Source organism: Stackebrandtia nassauensis DSM 44728, assembly GCF_000024545.1.
Classification (GTDB): domain Bacteria; phylum Actinomycetota; class Actinomycetes; order Mycobacteriales; family Micromonosporaceae; genus Stackebrandtia; species Stackebrandtia nassauensis.
In genome coordinates this window covers 4,402,567-4,426,892 of record NC_013947.1, presented here as the reverse complement: position 1 = coordinate 4,426,892, position 24,326 = coordinate 4,402,567, and the positions used below count along the sequence as shown (strand labels likewise).

Below are 24,326 nucleotides of genomic sequence, written 5' to 3'. Positions count from 1 at the left end.
CTCGCCGACGATCGCGGCGGCCGAGGCTTTCACCGGAACCGGTTGATCGCGTTGAGGTGCCGCTGGCGGGTCGCCTCGTCGCGAACACCGAGCCCCTCTCGCGGTGATAGGCAAAGCACACCGATTTTGCCGTGGTGGCTGTTTGTGTGGACGTCGTGGGCTGCCTGTCCCGTCTGCTCCAGTGGGTAGACCTTCGACAGGGTCGGGTGGATCTTGGCTTTGCTCACCAAGCGGTTGGCCGCCCAGGCTTCGGCGTAGTTGGCGAAGTGGGAGCCGATGATGCGTTTGACGCTCATCCACAGGTAGCGGTTGTCGTATTCGTGGACGTGGCCCGATGTGGACGCGCAGGTGACGATGGTGCCGCCTCGGCGGGTGACGAAGACGGAGGCGCCGAAGGTCTCGCGGCCGGGGTGTTCGAAGACGATGTCGACGTCCTCGCCGCCGGTGAGTTCGCGGATGCGGGCGCCGAAGCGCTTCCACTCCTTGGGGTCCTGGGTGTGGGCGTCCTGCCAGAACCGGTAGCCCTCGGCGTTGCGGTCGATGATGGCTTCGGCGCCCATGGACCGGCACAGCTCGGCCTTCTCCGGAGATGAGACCACGCAGACGGGGGTGGCGCCGGAGGCGAGGGCGTACTGGACGGCGTAGGAGCCCAGGCCGCCCGAGGCGCCCCAGATCAGGACGTTGTCGCCCAGTTTCATGCCAGCACCGTTGAGGGACACCAGTTGGCGGTAGACGGTGGAGTTCACCAGCCCGACGCACGCGGATTCCTCCCAGGTGAGGTGATCCGGTTTGGGCATCAGCTGGTTGGCCTTCACCACCGCCAGTTCGGCCAGGCCGCCGAAGTTGGTCTCGAAACCCCAGATGCGCTGTTCGGGGTCCAACATGGTGTCGTTGTGACCCGCGGCGGCCTCCAGCTCGACCGACAGACAGTGGGCGACGACGTGGTCGCCGGGGCGCCAGGCGTTGACGCCGGGGCCGACCCGAAGCACCACTCCGGACAGGTCGGAGCCGACCACGTGGTAGGGCTGGTCGTGGCGTTTGGCGGCCGGGGAGGTACGGCCGTAGCGGCGCAGGAAGTCGAAGGTGGGGATGGGTTCGAAGATCGCGCTCCACACCGTGTTGTAGTTGACCGCCGAGGCCATCACCGCGACCAGGGCCTCACCGGGCTCCAGACTCGGGGTGGGCACGTGCTCGGTGTGGAGGGAGCGACGGGGGTCCTTGTCGGCGCTGTCCATCCCGGCGAACATGTCGGTTTCGTTGGCTCGCAGCGTGACCGCGCGATATTCCTCGGGTACGGGTAGCGCGGCGAAGTCGTCCGGTGTGGATTCGGGGCTTTGGATGGCGTCGAGAATGGTCTTCACGCGAGACCTCCGGTGAGGCGGGGCGACGACGCCGCCGTCACGCGGGGAAGGACCGCGTGACGGCAGCGTCGTGTGTCAGTTTCAGGCGGCCTTCTGGCCCCAGGTGTAGATGATCTGGAAGAACCAGGCGCGGAAGCCCGGGTCGAGGGTGAGCTCGCGGTAGCGGTCGAGTTCTTCCTGGGTGGCTCCGGCTTGCAGCAGCAGCGGGGCCGCCTGGATGTTGAGGTTGCGGTGCAGCATCATCGCGTTGCCGCCGCCCTTGGTCACCTGCGAGTACTCCAGGCCCTGGATGTTGGTCAGCCCGGCGCTGGCCATGTGGCCGTCGACCTCGTGGGTCCACTCGAAGTTCATGCCGCGCGGCTTTCCGACGAGGTGGTGGTTCATGTGCTGGATCTTGTCCCACAGCTCTTTGTCGGCCTGGCTGGGAGCCGCCTTGACGGTGCGCTCGCGGTCGGTCATGTCGCCGATGACCAGCCAGCCGCCGGGGGCGAGCGAGTCGACCAGGTGCTTGAAGATGGCCTCGCGCTGCGGCAGGTGCATCAGGACCTGGCGGGCGTGGATGACGTCGTAGGGACCCTGGGCGCTCGCCGGAAGGCCCTCGTTGATGTCGTGGCTGAGCACCTCGAGGTTGGGGCGGGGCTCGAGGTGGTCGATGTCGAGGTCGAGGGCGACGACCTTACCGGTCGGGCCGACGCGGTCGGACATCCACCGCGCGATCGATCCACCGCCGAATCCGACTTCGAGACACCGCTGACCGGGCTGGATGTCGAGGCTGGACAGCACCATGGTGGTGGGCCCGTCGAGCATCTTCTCCAGGTATTCCACGTGCTTTTCGCCGAGTTCAGAGCCGGTGTCGAAGATGTAATCCTTGGTGCTCATGCAAGAGCGTCCTTTCGTAATGGATATCGGGTGGCAAGGCTGATGTGGGGAATCAGCCGCCGATCGTGTCCAGGTCTTCGGTGACCACATTGGTCAGTGATGGTCCGTCCTTGGCGACGGTACGCAGGTACCAGCGCTGGATCGGAATGTGGAGCTCCTCGTCGAACTGCCATGAGCCCCGCGAACTGTTGATCGTTCCCAGTTCCCCCATCGCCTTGTTGATCTTCGCCGGTGTCACCTCTTCGTCAAGAGGGATCCGGGAGATGGCCTGGTCGAGCACCAGGGCGGCGTCCCAGCCGACCATACTGTAGAGGCTGGTGGGGCGGTCGGAGTTGATCTCACTCCATTCGGACACGAACCGGCGGTTCGCGGCGTTGTCGATGTCGGGCGCGTAGTTCATGACGGTCTGGACGCCCTCGGCGGCTTCGCCTTGCGCTTCCAGTACCGCGCCTTCGGTGAGGAACGCGCCGTACAGCGGGATGTCCTTGGCGGGGGACTTGGCGTACTGCTTGACGAACTCGATGGCCGGGGCGCCGCCGTAGTAGGCGAAGATCGCCTTGGCGTCGCTGGCCGCGGCCTCCTCGAAGTACTTGGAGAAGTCCATGGTCTTCGGCCACGGCGTCCACGCCGGTTCCTTCTCGGCGTTGGCGAGCTTGCCACCCGCCTCCATGAAGGGCTTGATGAAGCTGCCCATCACGGCTTTTCCACCCTCGTAGTCCGGCGCGATCGTGTAGACCGACCCGTCCACCTTGTCCTTGATGTAGGGCGCGATCGACGCCCCGAGCTGGCTGGTGGAGAAGGAGGTCTGCCACAGCCACTTGAAGTCGATGCCCGCATCGTCCAATGGGGGCTGTCCGCCGTATCCGAGCAGGGGGACTTCGGCCTTGGTGGCCTCCGGGGCGACGGCGATGTAGTTCGCGGAGCTGGCGGCGCCCACGATGACGTCGACGTTGTCGTCCTGCATCAGCTTCTTGGCCGATGGCAGTGAGGTCTTCGGGTCGTCGCCCTCGTCGCGAATGGACAGGTTGATCTTTCGTCCGCCGAGTTTGCCGTCGTTCACGTCGATGTAACGGTCGAACGCGTCCTTCGCGTCCGCGCCGACCTCTTTGAGGGCGCCGGAAAGCGGTGTCAGCAGTCCAACGTCGACTGTGCCTGGTGACTTCTTGTCGTTCACCGAGCATGAGGCAAGGGAAGTCAGGAGTAGTAGACCGCACGCGGCGGTGACGATCTTTCGTCCTGCTCGATACTTCATGGCATCTTCCTCAGCGTTGGGGTGTTTGAGTACATGCCTGTTCGCCCGGAGTGGGGATTCAGGGCGTAAGTGCCGCACACAGTATCAGTTTCAATCTGTCGATGGACGGTTGGTGTCCGGCAATTACTTTCTGTTCATTCCAAGTGTTCCGGGAGCACAGCGTATATCTCTACAAAGGTCTCCCGCAGGTCAGTGCATCGAGTGAAATGGATGTGTGGACGAATTGTGGATCGTGGCGAACCCCGTCGCGAACCAGGAGACTCATGTCTCTTTACATCCTGATGCACCATCGCTAGTGTGGCTCCGTTCATCTTGTGTGTGAGTGAATCCTGAGAGATCTCTAGATGTCGGCTGGTGAGGAAAAGCTCCGTGACTACCTGAAGCGGGTCACGTCTGACCTGCGAAAAACGCGGCAGCGACTTCAGGACCTGGAGCAGGCATCCGTTGAGCCGATAGCGATCGTGGGTATCTCGTGCCGGTTTCCCGGCGGCGTGAAATCCATAGAGGATCTCTGGCGGCTTGTGGATGGCGAGGAGGACGCCGTCACCGAGTTCCCGGCGGACCGCGGCTGGGATGTCGAGGGCATCTACGACCCCACCGGGGAACGACCGGGAAGCTCCTATGTGAAGCGGGGAGGATTCCTCGATCACGCAGCGGAATTCGACGCCGAGTTCTTCGGCATCTCGCCACGCGAGGCACTGGCCATGGACCCGCAGCACCGCGTCATGCTCGAAGTGTCCTGGGAGGCACTGGAACGCACCGGCATCGACCCGGCGACGCTGAAGGACACCGAGGTCGGCGTCTTCACCGGCGCGATTCAGCAGGACTACGCCAACCTCGTCGAAGCCGCCGACACCGACCTGTCCGTCTACGCCTCCATCGGCAGTGCCAACAGCGTGTTGTCGGGTCGGATCGCCTACACCCTCGGTCTGCGCGGGCCCGCCGTCAGCATCGACACCGCGTGTTCGTCCTCCCTTGTGGCCCTACATCTGGCCGCCCGGTCACTGCGTGCCGGGGAATGCGAGCTGGCGCTGGCGGGCGGCGTGACCATCATGTCGTCGCCGCTTCTGTACGCGGAGTTCAGCAGGCAGCGCGCGCTGTCACCGGACGGACGGTGCCGCGCGTTCGCCGAGAGCGCCGACGGAACCGGCTGGGCCGAGGGTGCCGGTGTACTGGTGTTGGAGCGGTTGTCGGACGCGAAACGGCTGGGCCACAAGGTGCTCGCCGTCGTGCGCGGCTCGGCGATGAACCAGGACGGCGCCAGCAACGGCCTGTCCGCCCCGAACGACGAAGCCCAGGAACAGGTGATCCAGCGTGCGCTGGCCGACGCCCGGCTGACCTGTGCCGACGTCGACCTGGTCGAGGCGCACGGCACCGGCACCAAGCTGGGCGATCCGATCGAGGCGCAGGCGATCCTGGCCACCTACGGCCAGGGGCGCGACGCCTCGGAGCCGGTCTACCTGGGTTCACTGAAGTCGAACATCGGCCACGCCCAGGCCGCCGCCGGGATGGGCGGCGTCATCAAGATGGTTCAGGCCATCCGGCACGCGAAGATGCCGAAAACCCTGCACATCGACGAACCGACCTCCCACGTGGACTGGGAATCCGGCGCCGTGTCGCTGCTGACCGCCGCTCGCGAATGGACGGACCAGGGGCGTGCGCGCCGTGCGGCGGTGTCGTCGTTCGGCATCAGCGGCACCAACGCGCACGTGATCCTGGAGCAGGCCCCGCCGTCCGAGAACCCGGCCGTACCAACGGTCGTGGAGCCTGGGCCCGTGACCTGGCCGCTGTCGGGACGCTCCGCGTCCGCGCTTCGGGAGCAGGCCGAACGCCTGGCCGCGCACATCGACCAGGCTCCGGAAGCCTCGGACGCGGACATCGGATACTCGCTGGCGGCCACCCGCACCGCCTTCGACCACCGCGCCGTGGTGACCGCCGCCGACCGCCAGAGTGCTTTGGCCGCACTGCGATCCCTGTCCCAGGGCGAGGAAGCCGAGAACCTGGTGGAGGGCCGCGCCGCCTCCGGCCCCGGCCCGGTCTTCGTGTTCCCCGGCCAGGGCACCCAGTGGGCCGGGATGGGACTCGAACTGGCGGAACGGTTCGACGTCTTCGCCGACGCGATGAACGAGTGCGCCGGGGCGCTGAAGCCGGTCGTCGACTGGAACCTTTGGGACGCCCTGAAACGCGTGGACACCGCGCCGGTCGACGTGGTGCAGCCCGCGACCTGGGCCGTGATGGTGTCGCTGGCGAGACTGTGGCGCTCCTTCGGCGTCGAACCGGCCGCGGTCGTCGGCCATTCCCAGGGCGAGATCGCCGCCGCTGTCGTGGCTGGAGCACTGTCGCTGGCCGACGGTGCGAAGGTCGTCGCGTTGCGGGCCGGGCTGATCGGCCGTCGGCTGGCGGGCGGTGGCGGCATGGTCTCGGTCGGGTTGCCGGTGGAAACGGTGCGGGAACGGTTCGCCGACCTTGACGTCAGCGTGGCCGCGATGAACGGCCCGACGTCGACGGTCGTGTCGGGCCCGGACGCGGCACTGGAGACACTGCTGGCCTCGTGCGAGGCCGAAGAGATACGGGCGCGCCGGATCCCGGTCGACTATCCCTCGCATTCGGCGCGAGTGGAGGCGATCCGCGAGGAACTGGCGCCGATGCTGGCCGGGCTGCGCCCACGGCCGTGCCGGGTGCCGATGTGGTCCACCGTTTCCGGTGAACGCGTCACGGGCGAGGAACTGGACGCCGACTACTGGTTCCGGAACCTGCGCCAGACCGTCCGGTTCGAACCGGTGGTGCGGTCGCTGACCGAAGCCGGATACGGCGTCTTCGTCGAGGCCAGCGCGCATCCGGTGCTGACCGGCAGTGTCCTGGAGACCGGCGAGCACGCCGGTGTCGACGTCGTGACCACCGGGTCGCTGCGACGCGACGACGGCGGCGCATCCCGGTTCGTCACGTCGCTGGCCGAGGCGTACGTCAACGGCGTCGACGTGGACTGGACGGCCAACCGCGGCAACGCATCCGTCGTGGAACTGCCCACCTACCCGTTCCAGGGTGACCGCTACTGGCTGGAACCGGCGGCCGCGGCCGGTGACGTCGCCGCCGCGGGACTGGAACCGGTCGAGCACGGACTGCTGGGAGCGGCCGTCCGGCTGGCCACTTCGGATGAACTGGTGCTGACCGGCCGGGTGTCGCTGCGAACCCACGGCTGGCTCGCCGACCACGCGCTGAACGGACACCCGCTGTTCCCGGGCGTGGCGGTGGTCGACCTGGTGAACCACGCGGGCACCACGGTCGCCTGCCCCCGGGTGGAGGATCTGACCCTCCACACCCCGTTGTACCTGGATGAGGTCGGGGTCGACCTCCAGGTGTCGATCGGCGGGCCGGACGACGAGGGGCGACGCCCCGCCACCGTCCACTGTCGCCCAGGGCCGGACGCGGAATGGACCTGCCACGCCGAAGGCGTGGTGGCACCCGCGGGCGAGCCGATCGACGCCGCTGTGGCGCAGTGGCCGCCTCCGGGTGCGGAACCGGTGAGCCTCAACGGCTTCTACGACGACCTGGCCGCGCGCGGCTACGAGTACGGGCCCACGTTCCAGGGTTTGACCGGGGCCTGGCGCCGGGGCGAGGAACTGTTCGGCGAGGTGGAACTGCCCGCCGACCACCACGCGACGACCGGCCGGTTCGGCCTGCACCCGGGCGCCTTCGACGCCGCCCTGCAAACCGTCTTCATCGGCGCCGATCGTGACGCCCCGCCCAGCCTGCCGTTCAGCTGGTCGGGAGTGGACATACGACGTACCGGGGCCACTTCGCTGCGCGTCCACGTGAAACCGACCGGGACCGACACGAGGAGCGTCACGCTCACCGACGGCTCCGGCAGTCCGGTGGCTCGCGTGGAGGTGCTCACGTCACGACCGGTCCGGACGCCACGCGGCGACCTGTACCGCGTCGCCTGGACACCAGCGGACACCAGTGACACCGCGGACACCGCTGACTGGCCGGTGCTCACCGAGGGCTCCGGCCTGCCGTCCGGCACCGTCGAGGGCGTGATCGTCCCGGTCGGCGACGCCGCGCCGCTCCCGACGTTGACGCACGTGCTCACGCTGGTCCAGTCCTGGCTGTCACAGGAGCGCTTCGCCGACGCCACCATGGTTTTCGCGCTGCGGGACGACTCACCGACCGCCGCCGCGGTCGCGGGACTGGTGCGCACCGCGCAGGCCGAACATCCGGGTCGGTTCGGTATCGCCGAGGTCGACGACCCGGCGAGTGACCTCGACGCGGCGGTGGCCGTGCTGGCCACCGGAGAACCCGAAGTGCGGGTCCGCGGCGGCCGGGTGGCCGTGCGGCGCCTGGAGACCGTCGGTGACGACGTCCTGGAACGCCCGTCCGGCAACGCCTGGCGAATCGGCGTCACCGAGAAGGGCGCGCTCGACAGACTCGCCGTGCTGCCGTCTCCGTACTCGACGGAGCCGCTGGCCACCGGACAGGTACGGGTCCGGATCGGCGCCGCGGGCATGAACTTCCGTGATGTCGCCGTGGCACTGGGATTGCTGGACACCGAGGGCATCGGCCACGAAGGCGCCGGGACGATCGTCGAAACCGCACCCGACGTCACCGACTTCCGGGTCGGCGACCGGGTCATGGGCCAGATGCCCTACGCGATGGGGCCGATCGCCGTCGCCGACTCCGACAGCCTGGTCGCGCTGCCGGACGGCTGGACCTTCGCGCAGGGCGCGTCGGTGCCGGTCGTGTACATGACCGCCTGGCTCGGGCTGACCGACATGGCCGGACTGAAAGCCGGCGAACGCGTCCTGATCCACGCCGCCACCGGCGGGGTGGGGCTGGCCGCGATCCAGGTCGCCCGGCATCTGGGCGCCGAAGTGTTCGCCACCGCCAGCCCGCCGAAGCAGCACCTGTTGCGGCGCTTGGGTTTGGACGACGACCACATCGCCTCCACCCGCACCCTGGACTTCCACCGGAAGTTCCTGGACGTCACCGGCGGCGACGGGGTCGACGTGGTGCTGAACTCGCTGACCGGCGAGTTCACCGACGCGTCCCTTGCCCTCATGCCGCGCGGCGGCCGCTTCATCGAACTGGGCAAGACCGACGTGCGCGACGCCGCCGACGTCGCCGCGAAACACCCCGGAGTCCGGTACCTGGAGGAGATTCCCGATCACAGGGAGTTCGACATCAGTGTGGACAATCCCGCCGATGTCAGCGACGCGTTCCACCGCGTCAGCGAACTGCTGGCCGATGGCACCCTGACGCCGCCCCGGGTGCGAAGCTGGCCGGTCACCCGGGCACGGGAGGCGTTCGAGCTGATGCGGCAGGCCGGGCACCTCGGCAAACTCGTGCTGACCATGCCGCGCGGATTCGACCCCGACCGGACCGTCCTGGTCACCGGCGGCACCGGAACGCTCGGTGGTGTGCTGGCGCGTCACCTCGTGACCGTCCACGGTGTCCGGAAGCTGCTGTTGACGAGCCGCCGCGGCCCCGACGCCGCCGGTGCGTCCGAACTGGTCGCCGAACTGGCGGCGCTGGGCGCGCACGCCGACGTGGCGGCCTGCGACATGACCGACCGCGAAGCGGTGCGGGAACTGTTGTCGGGCATCAATCTTGGCTCGGTGATCCACGCCGCCGCGATCCTGGACGACGGCGTCGTCGAAGCCCTGGACGCCGAACGACTGCGCGGCGTGTTCGCCGCCAAGGCGTCCTCGGCGGCGATTCTGGATGACCTCACCGCCGGTGTGGATCTGGACGCGTTCGTGTTGTTCTCGTCGATCGCCGGGGTGATCGGCAGTGGTGGTCAGGCCAACTACGCGGCCGCGAACGCCTATCTGGACGCGTTGGCGGTGGACCGGCGCCGTCGCGGTCTTCCCGGCGTGTCCATGGCCTGGGGCTTTTGGTCACTGCGCAGCGAACTCACCGAGAAGCTGGACGACCGTGCCGTCGGCCGGGTCGCGCACACCGGCGTGCGCGAGATGGGTACGGACGAGGCGCTGGCGTTGTTCGACGCCGCTCTTGAGGCCGACGACCCGTGCCTGGTGACAGCCAGGCTCGACCCACGCCGCCGCGACGATCCGGACGCACCAACGGTGCTGCGTAACCCGTCCGGCGTCAGGGACCGCACCACATCCACTGTGGCTGGACGTGGTGAGGGAACCGGCCTGCGCGAACGGCTGGCATCCGGTTCCGAAGAGGAGAACCAGCGGGCCCTGCTGGACCTGGTGAGGTTCCATGCCGCCAGCGTGCTGCGCGCCGGTGGCGCGAGCGACATCAGGGCCGACCGTGCCTTCCGCGACATGGGATTCGACTCGCTGACCGCGGTGGAGCTGCGCAACCGCCTCAACCGCGCCAGCGGGCTGCGGCTGCCCAGCACCGTGGTCTTCGACCACCCCTCACCGCTCGCGCTGGCCGCGCATCTGCGCAACGAGCTCGGGGTCAAAGCCGACGATCCGAGCGAATCCGTTCTTTCCGAAATGGACCGATGGGAAGCCAGACTCGACAAACTGTCACTCGACGGACATGCCCGCGACCAGTTGGTGAAACGACTGGAGGCTTTGCTGTGGAAGTGGCGCGGCGGATCGGAGACGACCGACGAGGTCGTCACCAGGGAGTCGGTCGAGTCGGCCTCGGACGACGAGATGTTCGCGATCATCGACCGCGAACTGGGCACAGCGTGACCCGATCGCCCACCGGTTTCCGTGTCCCCAGGAGAAACCACCATGGATAAGACGAGCACCGAAGACAAACTCCGCGAATACCTCAAGCGCGCGACGGTTGAGCTGGGACAGACCAGAAAACGTATGCAGGAGCTGGACCGGCGCGCCACCGAACCGATCGCGATCGTGGGGATGGCCTGCCGGTTTCCCGGCGGCGTGACATCGCCGGAAGACCTGTGGCGACTGGTTTCGCAGGGCACCGACGCCGTCGGCGAGTTCCCGGAGGATCGCGGCTGGGACCTGGATTCGCTGTTCTGTGACGACACGTCCGCCCATGGGACGTCCTATGTGTCCGAGGCCGGGTTCCTCGACGGCGCCACCGAGTTCGACGCCGGGTTCTTCGGCATCTCACCCCGTGAGGCGTACACCATGGACCCCCAGCAGCGGATCCTGCTGGAAGTGGCGTGGGAATCGCTGGAACGGGCGGGGATCGATCCGAAGACACTGACGGGCACCGAGGTCGGGGTGTACGCCGGGTCCATCGGCCAGGACTACGGATACCGCCTGGGACAGTTCGACCAGTCCCTGGAGGGACAGCTGATCACCGGGAACACCGGCAGCGTCGTGTCCGGCCGGATCGCCTACGCCCTCGGCTTGGAGGGACCGGCCGTCACCGTCGACACCGCGTGTTCGTCGTCGCTGGTCGCACTGCATCTGGCGGCGCGGGCCCTGCGTGCCGGTGAATGCGACCTCGCCATGGCGGGCGGAGTGTACATTGTGACCTCTCCGGCGCCGTTCGTCGAGTTCAGCCGCCAGCGTGGCCTGGCCAAGGACGGCCGCTGCAAGTCGTTCGCGGACTCCGCCGACGGCACCAACTGGGCCGAGGGCGCCGGAATGCTGGTCGTGGAACGGTTGTCGGACGCCCGACGGCTGGGGCACGAGGTGCTCGCGGTCGTACGCGGTTCGGCGATCAACCAGGACGGCGCCAGCAACGGACTCACCGCGCCCAACGGCCGGGCCCAGGAGCGCGTGATCCGCCGCGCGCTCGACGACGCCCGCCTCGCGCCATCCGATGTAGAGCTCGTCGAGGCGCACGGCACTGGCACGACGCTGGGTGACCCGATCGAAGCCCGGGCGCTGCTGGCGGTGTACGGGCAGGGCCGCGAACCCGACTCCCCGGTGTGGGTGGGTTCGCTGAAGTCGAACATCGGGCACGCCCAGGCCGCCGCCGGGGTCGGCGGCGTCATCAAGACCGTGATGGCGATGCGAAACAAGACGATGCCGCCCACGCTGCACATCGACGAACCGTCCACCCACGTGGACTGGTCGCAGGGCGAGGTCGCGCTGCTGACCGAATCCCGGGACTGGACCGTCGCCGACGAACCGCGCCGCGCGGGCGTGTCGTCCTTCGGCATCAGCGGCACCAACGCGCACGTGATCCTGGAGGAGTCGCAGACCGACACCATGTCCACACCGGACGACGCGGTGACACCCGAAGCCGTCGTCTGGCCGGTCTGTGGGCGCACCGACGCCGCCCTGGCGGGTCAGGCCGAGAAACTGCTGTCGCACCTCGGCGAGGACTTCGATCCCGTCAGCGTGGGCTATTCGCTGGCGGCGACCCGGACCCCGCTGGACCGGCGCGCGGTGCTGGTCGGTGGCGACCGCGAAACCCTGCGGCGCGGGCTCACCGCGCTGGCGAATGGCGACAACGCCCCGGGACTGGTGCGCGGCAACGTCTCCGAGGCTTCGGTGGCGTTCCTGTTCACCGGACAGGGCAGTCAGCGGCCCGGCATGGGCCGACAGCTGTACCGGCGCTACCCGGTCTTCGCCAAGACGCTCGACGAGGTGTGCGACGCCCTGGATCCGCACCTCGACCGGCGCCTGCGGGACGTCCTGTTCGGCGCCGACACCGAAGCGGTCCACCAGACCGGCTACACCCAGCCCGCCCTGTTCGCGGTCGAACTGGCGCTGCACCGGCTCGCCGAGTCGTGGGGGCTGCGTCCGGGAGCAGTCGCGGGCCATTCGATCGGCGAACTCGCCGCCGCCCACGTCGCCGGAGTGTTCTCACTGCCGGACGCGTGCGCGCTGGTCGCGGCACGCGGGCGCCTGATGCAGGCGCTGCCGCGCGGCGGTGCGATGGTCGCGATCCAGGCCACCGAGGCCGAGGTCACGCCGCTACTGGAAGAGCGGGTGTCGCTGGCCGCGGTCAACGGTCCGTCGTCAGTGGTCATCTCCGGCGATGCCGAAGCGGCACAGATGATCGCGGCCAAGTTCGACGCCGAGGGACGCAAGACCAAGAACCTGACGGTCAGCCACGCGTTCCACTCACCGCGCATGGACGACATGCTGGCCGACTTCGCCGAGGTGGCGGCCACGATCGAATACCACCCGCCAAGACTGCCAATGGTGTCGAACGTGACGGGAGACCTCGAGCGCGCTCGGGTCGCCTCGGCCGACTACTGGGTCCGGCACGTGCGCCAGCCGGTGCGGTTCGCCGACGGGGTGCGGACCCTGCACGCCAACGGCACCACGATGTTCGTCGAGATAGGACCAGACGCGGTGCTCAGCGGCATCGGCGTCGAATCCGCGACCGACGCCGTGTTCGTGCCGCTGCTGCGCGGGGCCCGTCCGGAAGAACGCACCCTGGTGTCGGGCATGGCGCAGGCCTGGACCCGTGGGGCCCCCGTCGAACTGACGCGGGTGTTCGACGGCACCGCCGCGTCGCGGGTGGACCTGCCGACCTACGCCTTCCAGCACAAGCGTTACTGGCCGAAGGCCGAGGCGTTCGCGAACACCGAACCGGCCGTCGGTGCCCCGACCGCGACCCTCCCGGCCGACGCCGGGACCCCGGCCCCGGACCTGGCGGGGCGGCTCGCGGTCATGCCGGAGGCCGAACGACACCGGGTCCTGCTCAACCTGGTCCGCACCGAGACCGCGGACGTGCTGGCACATGACACGATGGACGATGTCACCGCCGACGAACCGTTCAAGGATCTGGGATTCGACTCACTCAGCGGTGCTGAACTCCGCGAACGTCTGGCATCATTGACCGGTCTTGAACTGCCCATCACCCTGTCGTTCACCTACCCGACTTCGCGGGCGCTGGCGGACTATCTCGCCGAGGAGATCCGTGCCGCCCAACCCGCGGACGCCGACCCGATCGACGCACTACTGACCGAACTGGACAACGCACTGTCCGCGACGTCCGACGATCCCGACCGGCGCACTCGCGTGACCGGGCGCCTGGAGTCGTTGCTGGCGAAGTGGGCTGTCGACCGCGAGGCCGCGACGAACTCCGGCGATTCCTTCGAGGAGGCTTCGGACGAGGAAATGTTCGCGATGCTCGACCGGCAACTCGGGGAGCGCTGAACCGCTCATTCCAGGGGGTCATATCGCAGGAGAGAGGAAGACTCATGGATGAATCGAAGGAGAGGAAACTCCGCGATTACCTCAAACGGGTCGCCGCCGAGCTGACGGAGACACAGCAGCGACTCGCACACTTCGAGCGACGGGACCACGAACCCATCGCGATCGTCGGCATGGCGTGCCGCTATCCGGGCGGAGTGGAGACCCCCGAGGACCTGTGGGACCTGGTCGACGGCGAACGCGAGGCCCTGTCCGACTTCCCGGACGATCGCGGCTGGGACCTCGACTCCCTCATCGACACCGAGGGGAAGACCCCGGGTACCACCTACGTCGGCCAGGCGGGTTTCCTGCACGACGCGACCGATTTCGACGCGGCCTTCTTCGGCATATCCCCACGCGAGGCCCTGGGCATGGACCCGCAGCAGCGCGTCATGCTGGAGATCAGCTGGGAGGCGCTGGAACGCGCCGGAATCGACCCCGCGTCGCTGAAGCGATCCAATGTGGGCGTGTACACCGGCCTGACGAACTCGGGCTACGAGACCCCGCTGGCCGAGACGCCCGAAACGGTCGGCGGATACATGGTCAGCGGCAACAACGGCGGAGTCGCCTCCGGCCGAGTGGCCTACACGCTGGGGCTGGAGGGAGCCGCGGTCAGTGTGGACACGGCCTGTTCGTCCTCACTGGTCGCGATGCACTTCGCGGTGCGTGCGCTGCGCGGCGGTGAATGCGACATGGCACTCGTCGGCGGGGTGAGCATTCTTGCCGCCCCCGACGCCTTCGCCGATTTCGCCCGGCAGCGCGGCTTGGCCAAGGACGGCCGCTGCAAGTCCTTCGCCGCCGCGGCCGACGGCACCAACTGGGCCGAGGGCGCCGCGGTGCTGGTGGTGGAACGGCTGTCGGACGCGCAACGTCGGGGACACCGGGTCCTCGCGGTCGTGCGGGGATCCGCGATCAACCAGGACGGTCTCAGCAACGGACTCACCGCACCCAACGACCTCGCGCAGCGGCGCGTCATCGGGTCAGCACTCGCCGATGCCCGGCTGTCCGCACGGGAGGTCGACGCCGTCGAGGCGCACGGCACCGGCACCAGTCTCGGTGACCCCATCGAAGCCCGTGCCCTGCTGGCCACCTATGGCCAGGGACGTGACGAACAGGACCCGGTGTGGCTGGGCTCGCTGAAGTCGAACATCGGCCACTCCACCGCCGCGGCCGGAGCGGGCGGCCTCATCAAGATGGTGATGGCGATACGCAACGCCAGACTCCCCAAGACCCTGCACGTCGACACTCCCTCTCCGCACATCGCCTGGAACTCCGGCGCGGTGGAACTGCTCACCGCGGCCCGGCCCTGGCCGAGGACGGATCGCCCCAAGCGCGCCGGGGTGTCGTCCTTCGGCATCAGCGGCACCAACGCGCACGTGATCGTGGAGGAGGCCCCCGAGGCCGCAGGGCCGGAACCCGATGCCGGTCCTCACCCTGGACTGTGGACTCTGTCGGCGAAATCCCTCGCGGCGCTGAGCGCCCAGGCGAGGCGACTGGCCGACCGCGTCGAGGCCGACCCCGGGTTGCGGCCGGTGGACATCGGCTACACCCTGGCCACCGCGCGCAGTCAACTGGACTACCGGGCGGTGGTGCTCGCGACCGACCGGGAGACCGCGCTGAGCGGCCTGCGCCAGCTGGCCGAAGGGGAACGCAGTGAGGCGATGCTCCGTGGCCGCGCCAAACAGCGCACCGAAGCGGTCTTCGTCTTCCCCGGCCATGGTTCACAGTGGCAGGGCATGGCGGCGGGTCTGCTGGGCGCCTCGCCGATCTTCACGGCGAAACTCGCCGAATGCGACGAAGCCCTCAGCTCTCATGTGGACTGGACGGTGACCTCGGTGATACGCGGCGACGACGGGGCGCCGAGCATCGAACGCGGCGACGTCGTGCAACCCGCACTGTGGGCGGTGACCGTCTCACTCGCGGCGCTGTGGGAACACGCCGGTGTGACTCCCGCCGCGGTGGTCGGGCACAGCCTGGGCGAGGTCGCCGCGGCGACCGTCGCGGGCATCCTGTCGCTCGCCGATGCCGCGAAACTCGTGACCCGCCGCGCCGAAGCGGTGCGCGAGGCCATGGGCAAGGGCGCCGTCGCGGTGCTGCGCGCCGACGAGGAACGCACCCGGGAACTGTTGCGCCCCTGGGCGGATCGCCTGTACATCGGCGGACACAACTCGCCGCGCTCCACGACGGTGAGCGGAGACGTCGAGGCGATCGACGACCTGCTGGCCCACTGCGAGAGCCAGGGCCAGTGGGCCCGGCGGGTCGCGATGGACTACGCCTCCCACTCACCCCACGTCGAGACCGGCCGCGACTTCTTCCTCAACTCCATCAAGGACATCGAGCCGCGGGCCCCCCGGGTGCCGTTCTACTCCTCGGTACGGGGAGAGATGACCTCCGAACTGGACGCGGAGTACTGGTACGCGAATCTGCGGCAACCGGTGCGTTTCGACCTGGCGGTCCGGGCACTGCTCGACGACGACCATCGCGGTTTCATCGAGTGCGGACCCCACCCGGTGCTGTCGCACGGCATCGGTGAGACAGCCGCGGCCGCCGAGGTCACGGCGACGATCGTGGAAACGCTGCGGCGCGACGAAGGCACGGCCGTCAAGTTCCGGTCGAGTGTGGCCAGAGCCTGGGTGAACGGCGTCAACGTCGACTGGCCGTCGATGTACGCCGCCGCCGGAGCCCGGTTCATCGACCTGCCGACCTACCCGTTCCAGCGCGAACGCTTCTGGTTGCGGGACAACGTTTCCGCGGCGACGCCGAAACCGGTCCCGGCCGTACGGGCACCGGCCCCGCCCGCCGCCGAACCGGAGGCCGGGACGACCGGGGACCTGCTGACCATGGTGCGCACGGAGGCCGCCGCGGCCCTGGGTTACGCCAGTGCCGAGGACGTCGAGGCCGACGACGATTTCCAGGAGCTCGGCTTCGATTCCCTCGCGGCCGTGGAACTGCGGGAACGACTCGTCGACGCGACCGGTCTGACCTTGGCGGAAGAGGTCGCCCTGGAGTACCCGACCCCGGTGGCGCTGGCGCGCTACCTGGCCGAACGGCTCGGCGGCGATACCGGTGGCTCCGTCCCCGAACCGGTTTCCGGGCCGGGCGCGGGACTGGCGGGCCTGTTCGTCCGCGCGTGCGCCGACGGACAGATCGTCGAGGCCAACGACCTCACCCTCCGGATGGCCGCGTTCCGCGAGAAGTACTCCGGCGTCTCGGCGTCCCCGCCGCGCGCCACGACGCTGACGAAGGGCACCGCTGAGCCGGTGCTGGTGTGCTTCCCGTCGTTCGCGTGGAAGTACAGCCCGTACTACTACGCGAAACTCGCCGCGTCCTTCGAAGGCGGACAGAGCGTGATCGCCGTCGATCTGCCCGGCTTCGCCGGGCACGAGCCACTACCGTCCACGCTGGACGACCTGATCGCCACGCTCGCCGATGCCGCGACCCGGGCGGCGGCGGGGCGTCGCTTCGCGCTGCTCGGTCACTCCGAAGGGGGCAGGCTGGCGAGCCTCGTCGCCGAATACCTGGAAGACCAGGGCGAGCATCCCGAAGCCGTGATCCTCCTCGACACCATCGAATGGGTCACCGACATCGACCACAACGAAACCCTCAAGGCCCTCTACCGCCTCCTGGTGGAGCAAGTGGACACGCGCCAGCCCACATCGGACGGCGAGGCGTGGATCACCGCCCGGGCGCAGTACCTCACGTTCGAATTCCCGACACCGCGTCCGAAGGCGCCGAGCCTGCTGATGCGGGCCACCGGGAGGTTGCCGGGCTGGCGGAACGAGGACGCTCGATCCGAGGTGCGATGGGAGCACACGGCCGTGGACGTCGCGGGCGACCACTTCTCGATGCTCGCCGAACACGCGCCCGAAAGCGCCCGGACGGTGGCGAACTGGCTGAGTGACTCAATCGGAGACCAGAAAGCGTAGGTGCGACCCGACCATGGCAGCGATCCCCCAGTCGCCGAGCCCGAACACGCCGTGGCTGCTCACGGGTGACGATCCACAAGCGTTGCGGCGCAACGCCGCCCTGTTGCGCGACCACCTCGACGCCCACCCGGGGGCGAGCGCGGCCGACGTCGGACGGGCGCTGGCGAACCGCGCCCAGCGACGGCACCGGGCCGCGGCGATCGGCGCGAACTCCGCCGAACTGCGCGACGCGGTGGCCGCGCTGGCGGCGGGCGAGCCATCACAGTCCATTGTATCCGGCATGGTGCGGGGCGATGACCGTCCGGTCCTTGTCTTCCCCGGCCAGGGCTGGCAGTGGGTCGGCATGGCCAAGGAACTGCGGCACACCTCGACCGCCTTCGCCGAACGGCTGGCGGAGTGCGACGCCGCGCTGTCGCGCCACCTCCCGGTCTCCGTGATCGAGGTGATGGACGGCGACGGACTCGACGACGTCGAACTGATGCAACCGGCACTGTGGGCGGTGATGGTCTCGCTTGCCCGGCAATGGGAATCGGTGGGCATCTCCCCGGCGGCGGTGCTGGGGCACTCGCAGGGCGAGACGGCCGCGGCGGTGGTCGCGGGTGCCCTGTCCGTCGCGGACGGCGCCCGGATCGTGACGGCCTACGCGCGCGCGATCAAACGGCGGCTGGCCGGACACGGCGGCATGGTGTCGGTCGGTCTGAGTGCCGAGGCGACCGAGACCCTGATCCAGCCGTGGCGCGACCGCGTCTGGACGGGGGTGCTGAACGGTCCGTCCGTGACGCTCGTGACCGGCGACCCCGACGCCCTCACCGAGGTCCTGTCGGCTTGCGAGGCACAGGATGTGTGGGCGCGCCGCATCAACATGGACTACGCGCCGCACTGCCCGATGGTCGACCCCGTCGTGGCAGAACTGCGGGAGGCGTTCGCCGGAATCGAAGCCCGGCCCTGCCGGATCCCGTTCTACTCGACGGTCACCGGCGGCCGCGTCGACGCCACCGCTCTGGACGCCGAATACTGGGTCGCCAACCTGCGCAGCCCCATCCGGTTCGTGGACGCGCTGCGCTCGATGCTGTCGGACGGATACCGCGTCTTCGCCGAATCCAGCGCCCACCCGGTGCTGGGCGTCGGCATGCAGGAAACCTTCGACGAGGCAGGAGTGGGCGGCGAATCCGTCGCCCTGGGCACGCTGCGGCGCGACGACGGCGGAGTGCACCGGTTCCTGACCAGTCGCGTCCAACTGTGGGCCAACGGCGTCGACGTCGGCTGGGACGCCGACTTCCCCGGCGCGAACCCGGTGGAGCTGCCCGCCGAAGCCGAAGCGACGTCCGAAGCGGACAGTCCGTTCGCGGACCTCGCCGAACTCGGTCGGGACCAGCAGCGACTGCGCATGTCGGAGTTGGTCCGCGGCCACGCCGCCGCGGTGCTCGGCGTGACCGTCGGCGAGGTCGCCGCCGACGTGCCGTTCCGGGACGCCGGATTCGACTCCGCGAAGGCCGTGGAACTGCGCACCGCCCTCAACGGCGCCACCGGGCTGAACCTGCCCGCGGCCGTCGTCTACTCCTGCCCGACCCCGGCGGACCTGGCCGAACGCGTCCGCCGCGACCTGGTCGGCGAGACGGCCGCCGCGCAGGCGCCGAGTGCCGACGTGATCGACCCACACGACCCGATCGCGATCGTGGGGATGGCGTGCCGGTTCCCCGGCGGGGTGAAGTCCCCCGAGGACCTGTGGCGGATCGTGGCCGACGGCGTCGACGCGATGGGGGAGTTCCCCACCGACCGGGGCTGGAACCTCGACGAGCTCTACGATCCCGACGGCGAACGGCGCGGGTCGTCCTATGTGCGGGAAGGCGCGTTCCTCCACGACGCCGCCGACTTCGACGCCGAGTTCTTCGGTATCTCGCCCCGCGAAGCCCTGTCGATGGAGCCGCAACAGCGGTTGACGCTCGAAGTCGCCTGGGAGGCGATGGAACGGGCGGGCATCGACCCGGCCACTCTGAAGGGCACCGACGCCGGTGTCTACATCGGTGCTTCGGCGCAGGAGTACGGTTCGCGCCTCGACCAGGCCCCGGAGGGGTTCGAGGGGCAGATGCTCACCGGCACCACCAACAGCGTCGTGTCGGGCCGGGTCTCCTACACCTTCGGTCTCGCGGGACCGGCGCTGACGGTGGACACCGCCTGCTCGGCGTCGCTGGTGAGCCTGCACCTGGCCTTGCAGGGCCTGCGACAGGGCGACTGCTCGATCGCCATCGCCGGTGGCGTGACGGTCATGGCGCGCCCCGGCATGTTCGTCGAACTCAGCAGACAACGCGGACTGGCCGCCGACGGCCGATGCAAGGCCTTCTCGGCCGCCGCCGACGGCACCAACTGGGCCGAGGGCGTCGGCATGCTCGTGGTGGAGCGGCTGTCGGACGCGAAACGGCTGGGCCACAAGGTGCTCGCCGTCGTGCGCGGCTCGGCCGTCAACCAGGACGGTGCCAGCAACGGACTCTCGGCCCCCAGCGGCCCGGCTCAGGAACGCGTGATCCGCCACGCCCTGGCCACGGCCGGTCTGGGAACCTCCGACGTGGACGCCGTCGAGGCGCACGGCACCGGCACCAAGCTGGGCGATCCGATCGAGGCGCAGGCGATCCTGGCCACCTACGGCCAGGGACGTGACGCCTCGGAGCCGGTCTACCTGGGTTCACTGAAGTCGAACATCGGCCACGCCCAGACGACGGCGGGCGTCGGCGGCGTCATCAAGATGGTGATGTCGATGCGGCACGGGCAACTGCCCAAGACCCTTCACATCGAGGAACCGACCCCGCACGTCGACTGGAGCTCCGGCGCGGTCGCCCTGCTTCGCGAACCGGTGACCTGGCCCGATCGCGGCCGTGCGCGCCGTGCGGCGGTGTCGTCGTTCGGCATCAGCGGCACCAACGCGCACGTGATCCTCGAACACGACCCGGAAACGGCACCCGACGAACCCGGCACCGCGCCCCACGACGCCGCGCCGACGGTGTGGCACGTGTCGGGCCGCACCCCGCAAGCCCTCGCGGCCCAGGCCGAACGGCTCGCCGCCCACGTGCGCGAGCATCCGGAACTGAACGTCGCCGACATCGCCCACTCCCTGGTCACGACCCGCACCGCGCTGCGCACCCGCGCCGCGGTCGTGGGATCGACGCGCGAGGAACTGCTGGCCGGGATCGACGCGCTCGCCGCCGGGGCCGAGGACTTCGACGGCGAGGTCGTACGCGGCGTCGCCCGCGCGCACGGCGTCGGCCCGGTCTTCGTGTTCCCCGGTCAGGGAGCGCAGTGGGTCGGTATGGGAATCGAACTGGCCGAGCGGTTCCCGGTATTCGCGGACGCGATGGACGAGTGCGCCGCGGCGCTGCGCCCGTTCACCGGGCGCGACCTGTGGGAGGACCTGCGCGGCGACATCGGCCCCATCGAGGTCGTGCAGCCGCTGCTGTGGGCCGTGATGGTGTCGCTGGCGAAACTGTGGCGGTCGTTCGGCGTTGAGCCCTCGGCCGTGGTGGGACATTCGCAGGGCGAGGTCGCCGCCGCGGTGATCTCGGGCGCGCTGTCGCTTTCGGACGGCGCCAAGGTCATCGCGCTGCGGTCGTCTCTGCTGGCCCGGCGGCTGTCGAACATCGGCAGCATCGTGTCGGTGGCGCTGCCGGTTGACGAGGTGCGGCAACGGATCGCCGACCTCGACGGTCTCGGCATCGCGGCGGTGAACGGACCCTCGGCCACGGTCGTGGTGGGGGACAACGCCGAGCTGGACGCTCTGGTGGCCGCGTGCGAGGCCGACGACGTGCGCGCGCGCCGCATCCCGTCCGGCTACCCGACACACTCGGCCCGGGTGGACCCGCTGCGCGAGGAACTGTCCAAACTGCTCAGTGATCTGCGGCCCCGGCGAGGCGCCGTGCCGATGTGGTCGACCGTGACCGGTGAACCGGTCTCCGGCGACGAACTGGACGCCGACTACTGGTTCCGGAACATGCGCCACACCGTCCAGCTCGAACCGGTGGTGCGGGCGCTGGCCTCGTCCGGATACCTCGCCTTCATCGAGATGAGCGCTCACCCGGTCCTGGCCTCAGCCATACAGGACATCGGCGAACACACCGACATGGACGTGTACGCCACCGGGTCGCTGCGCCGCGAGGACGGCGGTGCCCGCCGGTTCCTGACCTCGATGGCCGACGCCCACGTCAACGGACTGAGCATCGACTGGCCGGTCCACTTCGGAAACCGGCGCACCGTCGAGCTGCCGACCTACGCGTTCCAGCACCGGCGCTACTGGCTGTCGACGCCGTCCGGCTCGGCGACCGACACCCATCCGCTGTCCGTCGTGGCGACCCCACTGGCCGAGACCGACGGCGCCCTGCTGACCGCGACCCTGTCGCGGACCGAGACCGAATGGCTCGCCGACCACGCCGTCGACGGGCGGGTCCTGTTGTCCGGCACCGCTTTCGTGGAACTCGTGACGCGGGCCGGTGAGGCGGTCGGTCACGGCCGCCTGGAAGAACTCACACTGCGGGCACCACTGGAACTGGAGTCGCGCGACCGGGTGCGGGTGCAGGTGACCGTCGGCGCGCCCGCGGACGGGTGCCGTCCGGTGTCCCTGCACTCCTGCCCGGAGGGCAGCCCCGAATGGGTACTGCACGCCGAGGGCACGCTGGCCCCGGTCCGGCCCCCCGACGCCGAGGACAACGCGTTCGGCCTGGGCCAGTGGCCGCCCGCGGACGCCGACCCGATCGACGTTGACCACTTCTACGCCACGATCGCCGAATGGGGCTACGGTTACGGACCGTCCTATCGGGGCATCACGGCCGCCTGGAGCCGCGGCGACGAGGTCTTCACCGAGGTACGCCTGGGGGACGACCACCAGTCCGACGCCGCGCGTTTCGGCCTGCACCCCGGCCTGCTCGACGCCGCCCTGCACGGTTTCCTCATCGAACGCATGAACCGCGGCGAGACCGGCCTGGCGCTCCCGTTCGCCATCTCCGGAGTCGACGTGTTCACGCCCGGGGTCTCGGCGGCGCGGGTCAAACTGACCCGGAACGCCGACGACACCGTCGAGGTCCGCATCGCCGACGCCACCGGAACCCCGGTCGCACGGCTGGAGTCGTTCCTGCCGCGCGCGGCCTCCGGACAGACCGTCAACGACCTCTACACCGTCGAATGGGGACCGGTACCGGACCCGGCCGTCGCGCCCGAATCGGTGCGAGTGGCGGAACTGGCCGACCTGTCCCGTCCCGTGCCGCCCACCGTGGTCGTCTCGGCGAACGACACGAGCGACGCCATCGCCGCCGTGACCCGCGCCCACGAACTGGTGCGAGCCTGGCTGGCCGAACCCGACTTCGAGAAGTCCACACTGGTGTTCGACCTGCCGGACGGCGACCCGGTGCACGCCGCGGTCGCGGGCTACCTCCGCTCCGCGTTGACCGAACACCCCGGCCGCTTCGGCATCGTCCACTCCACCGGCGGCACCGCGCCGACGCTGACCGGCGAACCCGAGACGCGCGGCGGCGACGACGGCGTCGAGGCTCCGCTGCTGCGACGACTGCGGGGAGCCGAACCCGTGGCACACCAATGGAACCCGAACCGGCCGGTGTGGATCACCGGCGGCACCGGAACGCTCGGTGGTGTGCTGGCGCGTCACCTCGTGACCGTCCACGGTGTCCGGAAACTGCTGTTGACGAGCCGCCGCGGCCCCCACGCCCCCGGAGCCGACACCCTCGAACACGAGCTGACCGGCGCCGGTGCGGAGATCTCCATCCGCGCTTGCGATGTCACCGACCGCGAAGCCGTCGCCGCACTGCTCGCCGAGGCGAACCCGAGCGCCGTGATCCACGCCGCCGGTGTGCTCGACGACAGCTCCATCGAGAACCTGACCCCCGACCAGTTGCGTCGCGTGTTCACCGCCAAGGCGTCCTCGGCGGCCATCCTGGACGAGCTCACCGCCGGAATGGATCTGGACGCGTTCGTGCTGTTCTCGTCGATCGCCGGAGTCATCGGCAGCGGTGGCCAGGCCAACTACGCCGCCGCGAACGCCTACCTTGACGCATTGGCACTCGACCGGCGCCGTCGCGGCCTTCCCGGCGTGTCCATGGCCTGGGGACTGTGGGACATCGACAGCGGCATGACCGGCCACCTGTCCGACCGGGCCCGGGACCGGCTGTCCCGCATCGGTGTCGCGCCCTTCACCGCCGCGGCGGGACTGTCCATGTTCGACGCCGCACTGCATTCGGGCGAACCCGTCGTGGTCGCCGCGCGACTCGACCTGGCCGCCCTGCGGGACCAGGCCGCCGCCGACGAACTGCCGTCGCTGTACCGGGCACTGGTCGCGGCGCCGAAACGACCGGCCGCGTCCCAGGCGCCACTGGATCAGCGGCTCGCCGAGGCACCGGTCGCCGAACGCGGCCGGGTGCTGCTGGAGGTGGTGCGCGCCAACGCCGCGGCCGTGCTGCGGTCGGACGTCGCCGAGATCGCGCCGAACCTGGCGTTCCGGGACGCCGGTTTCGACTCGCTGACGGCCGTCGAACTGCGTAACCGGCTCAACCGGCAGACCGGGCTGCGGCTGCCAAGCACCGTCGTGTTCCGGCACCCGACGCCCGCCGAACTGGCCGAGCGGCTGCTGTCCGAGCTCGTCGTCGACTCCGAACCGGCGTTCCTGGCCGACGTGGACCGGTTGCGGGACAACCTGTCCGGGCTGGACGCCGCCGACGAGCATCGCGCCGAGGCCGTCACCCGGTTGCGCGCCCTGCTGCGCGAACTGGACGGCCCCGCCGCCGACGACGATCTGGACACCGCCACCGAAGCGGAGATGTTCGCCCTCATCGACCGGGAACTGGGACTGGACTGACCCCGC

7 protein-coding genes and 1 pseudogene are annotated in these 24,326 nt (G+C 69.5%); 5 read left to right on the top strand and 3 right to left on the bottom strand.

Annotation, left to right across the window (positions count from 1 at the left end):
* Positions 1 to 29: 29 nt before the first annotated feature.
* The 3 genes from ccrA to SNAS_RS20400 form a co-directional block, all read right to left on the bottom strand.
* Positions 30 to 1,361: a crotonyl-CoA carboxylase/reductase gene (ccrA, locus tag SNAS_RS20410; protein WP_013019360.1), complete on the bottom strand. Its 1,332-nt coding sequence runs from the start codon at positions 1,359 to 1,361 to the stop codon at positions 30 to 32.
* An 81-nt stretch (positions 1,362 to 1,442) separates the two neighbouring features.
* Positions 1,443 to 2,240 (bottom strand): class I SAM-dependent methyltransferase, encoded by a 798-nt coding sequence (locus tag SNAS_RS20405; RefSeq protein WP_013019359.1) that lies wholly within the window; start codon positions 2,238 to 2,240, stop codon positions 1,443 to 1,445.
* Positions 2,241 to 2,292: 52 nt separating this feature from the next.
* Entirely contained in the window at positions 2,293 to 3,492 is a 1,200-nt protein-coding gene (locus tag SNAS_RS20400; protein WP_013019358.1) for an ABC transporter substrate-binding protein, read from the bottom strand.
* A 344-nt stretch (positions 3,493 to 3,836) separates the two neighbouring features.
* Here SNAS_RS20400 and SNAS_RS20395 point away from each other — a divergent pair, with 344 nt between their 5' ends.
* From SNAS_RS20395 to SNAS_RS36315, 5 genes and pseudogenes are all read left to right on the top strand, one after another.
* Entirely contained in the window at positions 3,837 to 10,163 is a 6,327-nt protein-coding gene (locus tag SNAS_RS20395) for a type I polyketide synthase (RefSeq protein ID WP_013019357.1), read from the top strand.
* 42 nt (positions 10,164 to 10,205) lie between these two features.
* Positions 10,206 to 13,511, top strand: a complete 3,306-nt coding sequence (locus SNAS_RS20390; RefSeq protein WP_013019356.1) for a type I polyketide synthase — start codon at positions 10,206 to 10,208, stop codon at positions 13,509 to 13,511.
* Positions 13,508 to 16,183: pseudogene (locus tag SNAS_RS20385) on the top strand (type I polyketide synthase); the annotation flags it as partial. The gene SNAS_RS20390 and the pseudogene SNAS_RS20385, both read left to right, overlap by 4 nt.
* 27 nt (positions 16,184 to 16,210) lie before the next feature.
* Positions 16,211 to 17,473, top strand: coding sequence for an alpha/beta fold hydrolase (locus SNAS_RS37710; RefSeq protein WP_425281048.1), 1,263 nt, complete (start codon positions 16,211 to 16,213; stop codon positions 17,471 to 17,473).
* Positions 17,474 to 17,486: 13 nt separating this feature from the next.
* A complete protein-coding gene (locus SNAS_RS36315) occupies positions 17,487 to 24,320 on the top strand; it encodes a type I polyketide synthase (RefSeq protein ID WP_013019354.1) in 6,834 nt (2,277 codons plus the stop codon).
* The last annotated feature ends 6 nt before the right edge of the window (positions 24,321 to 24,326 follow it).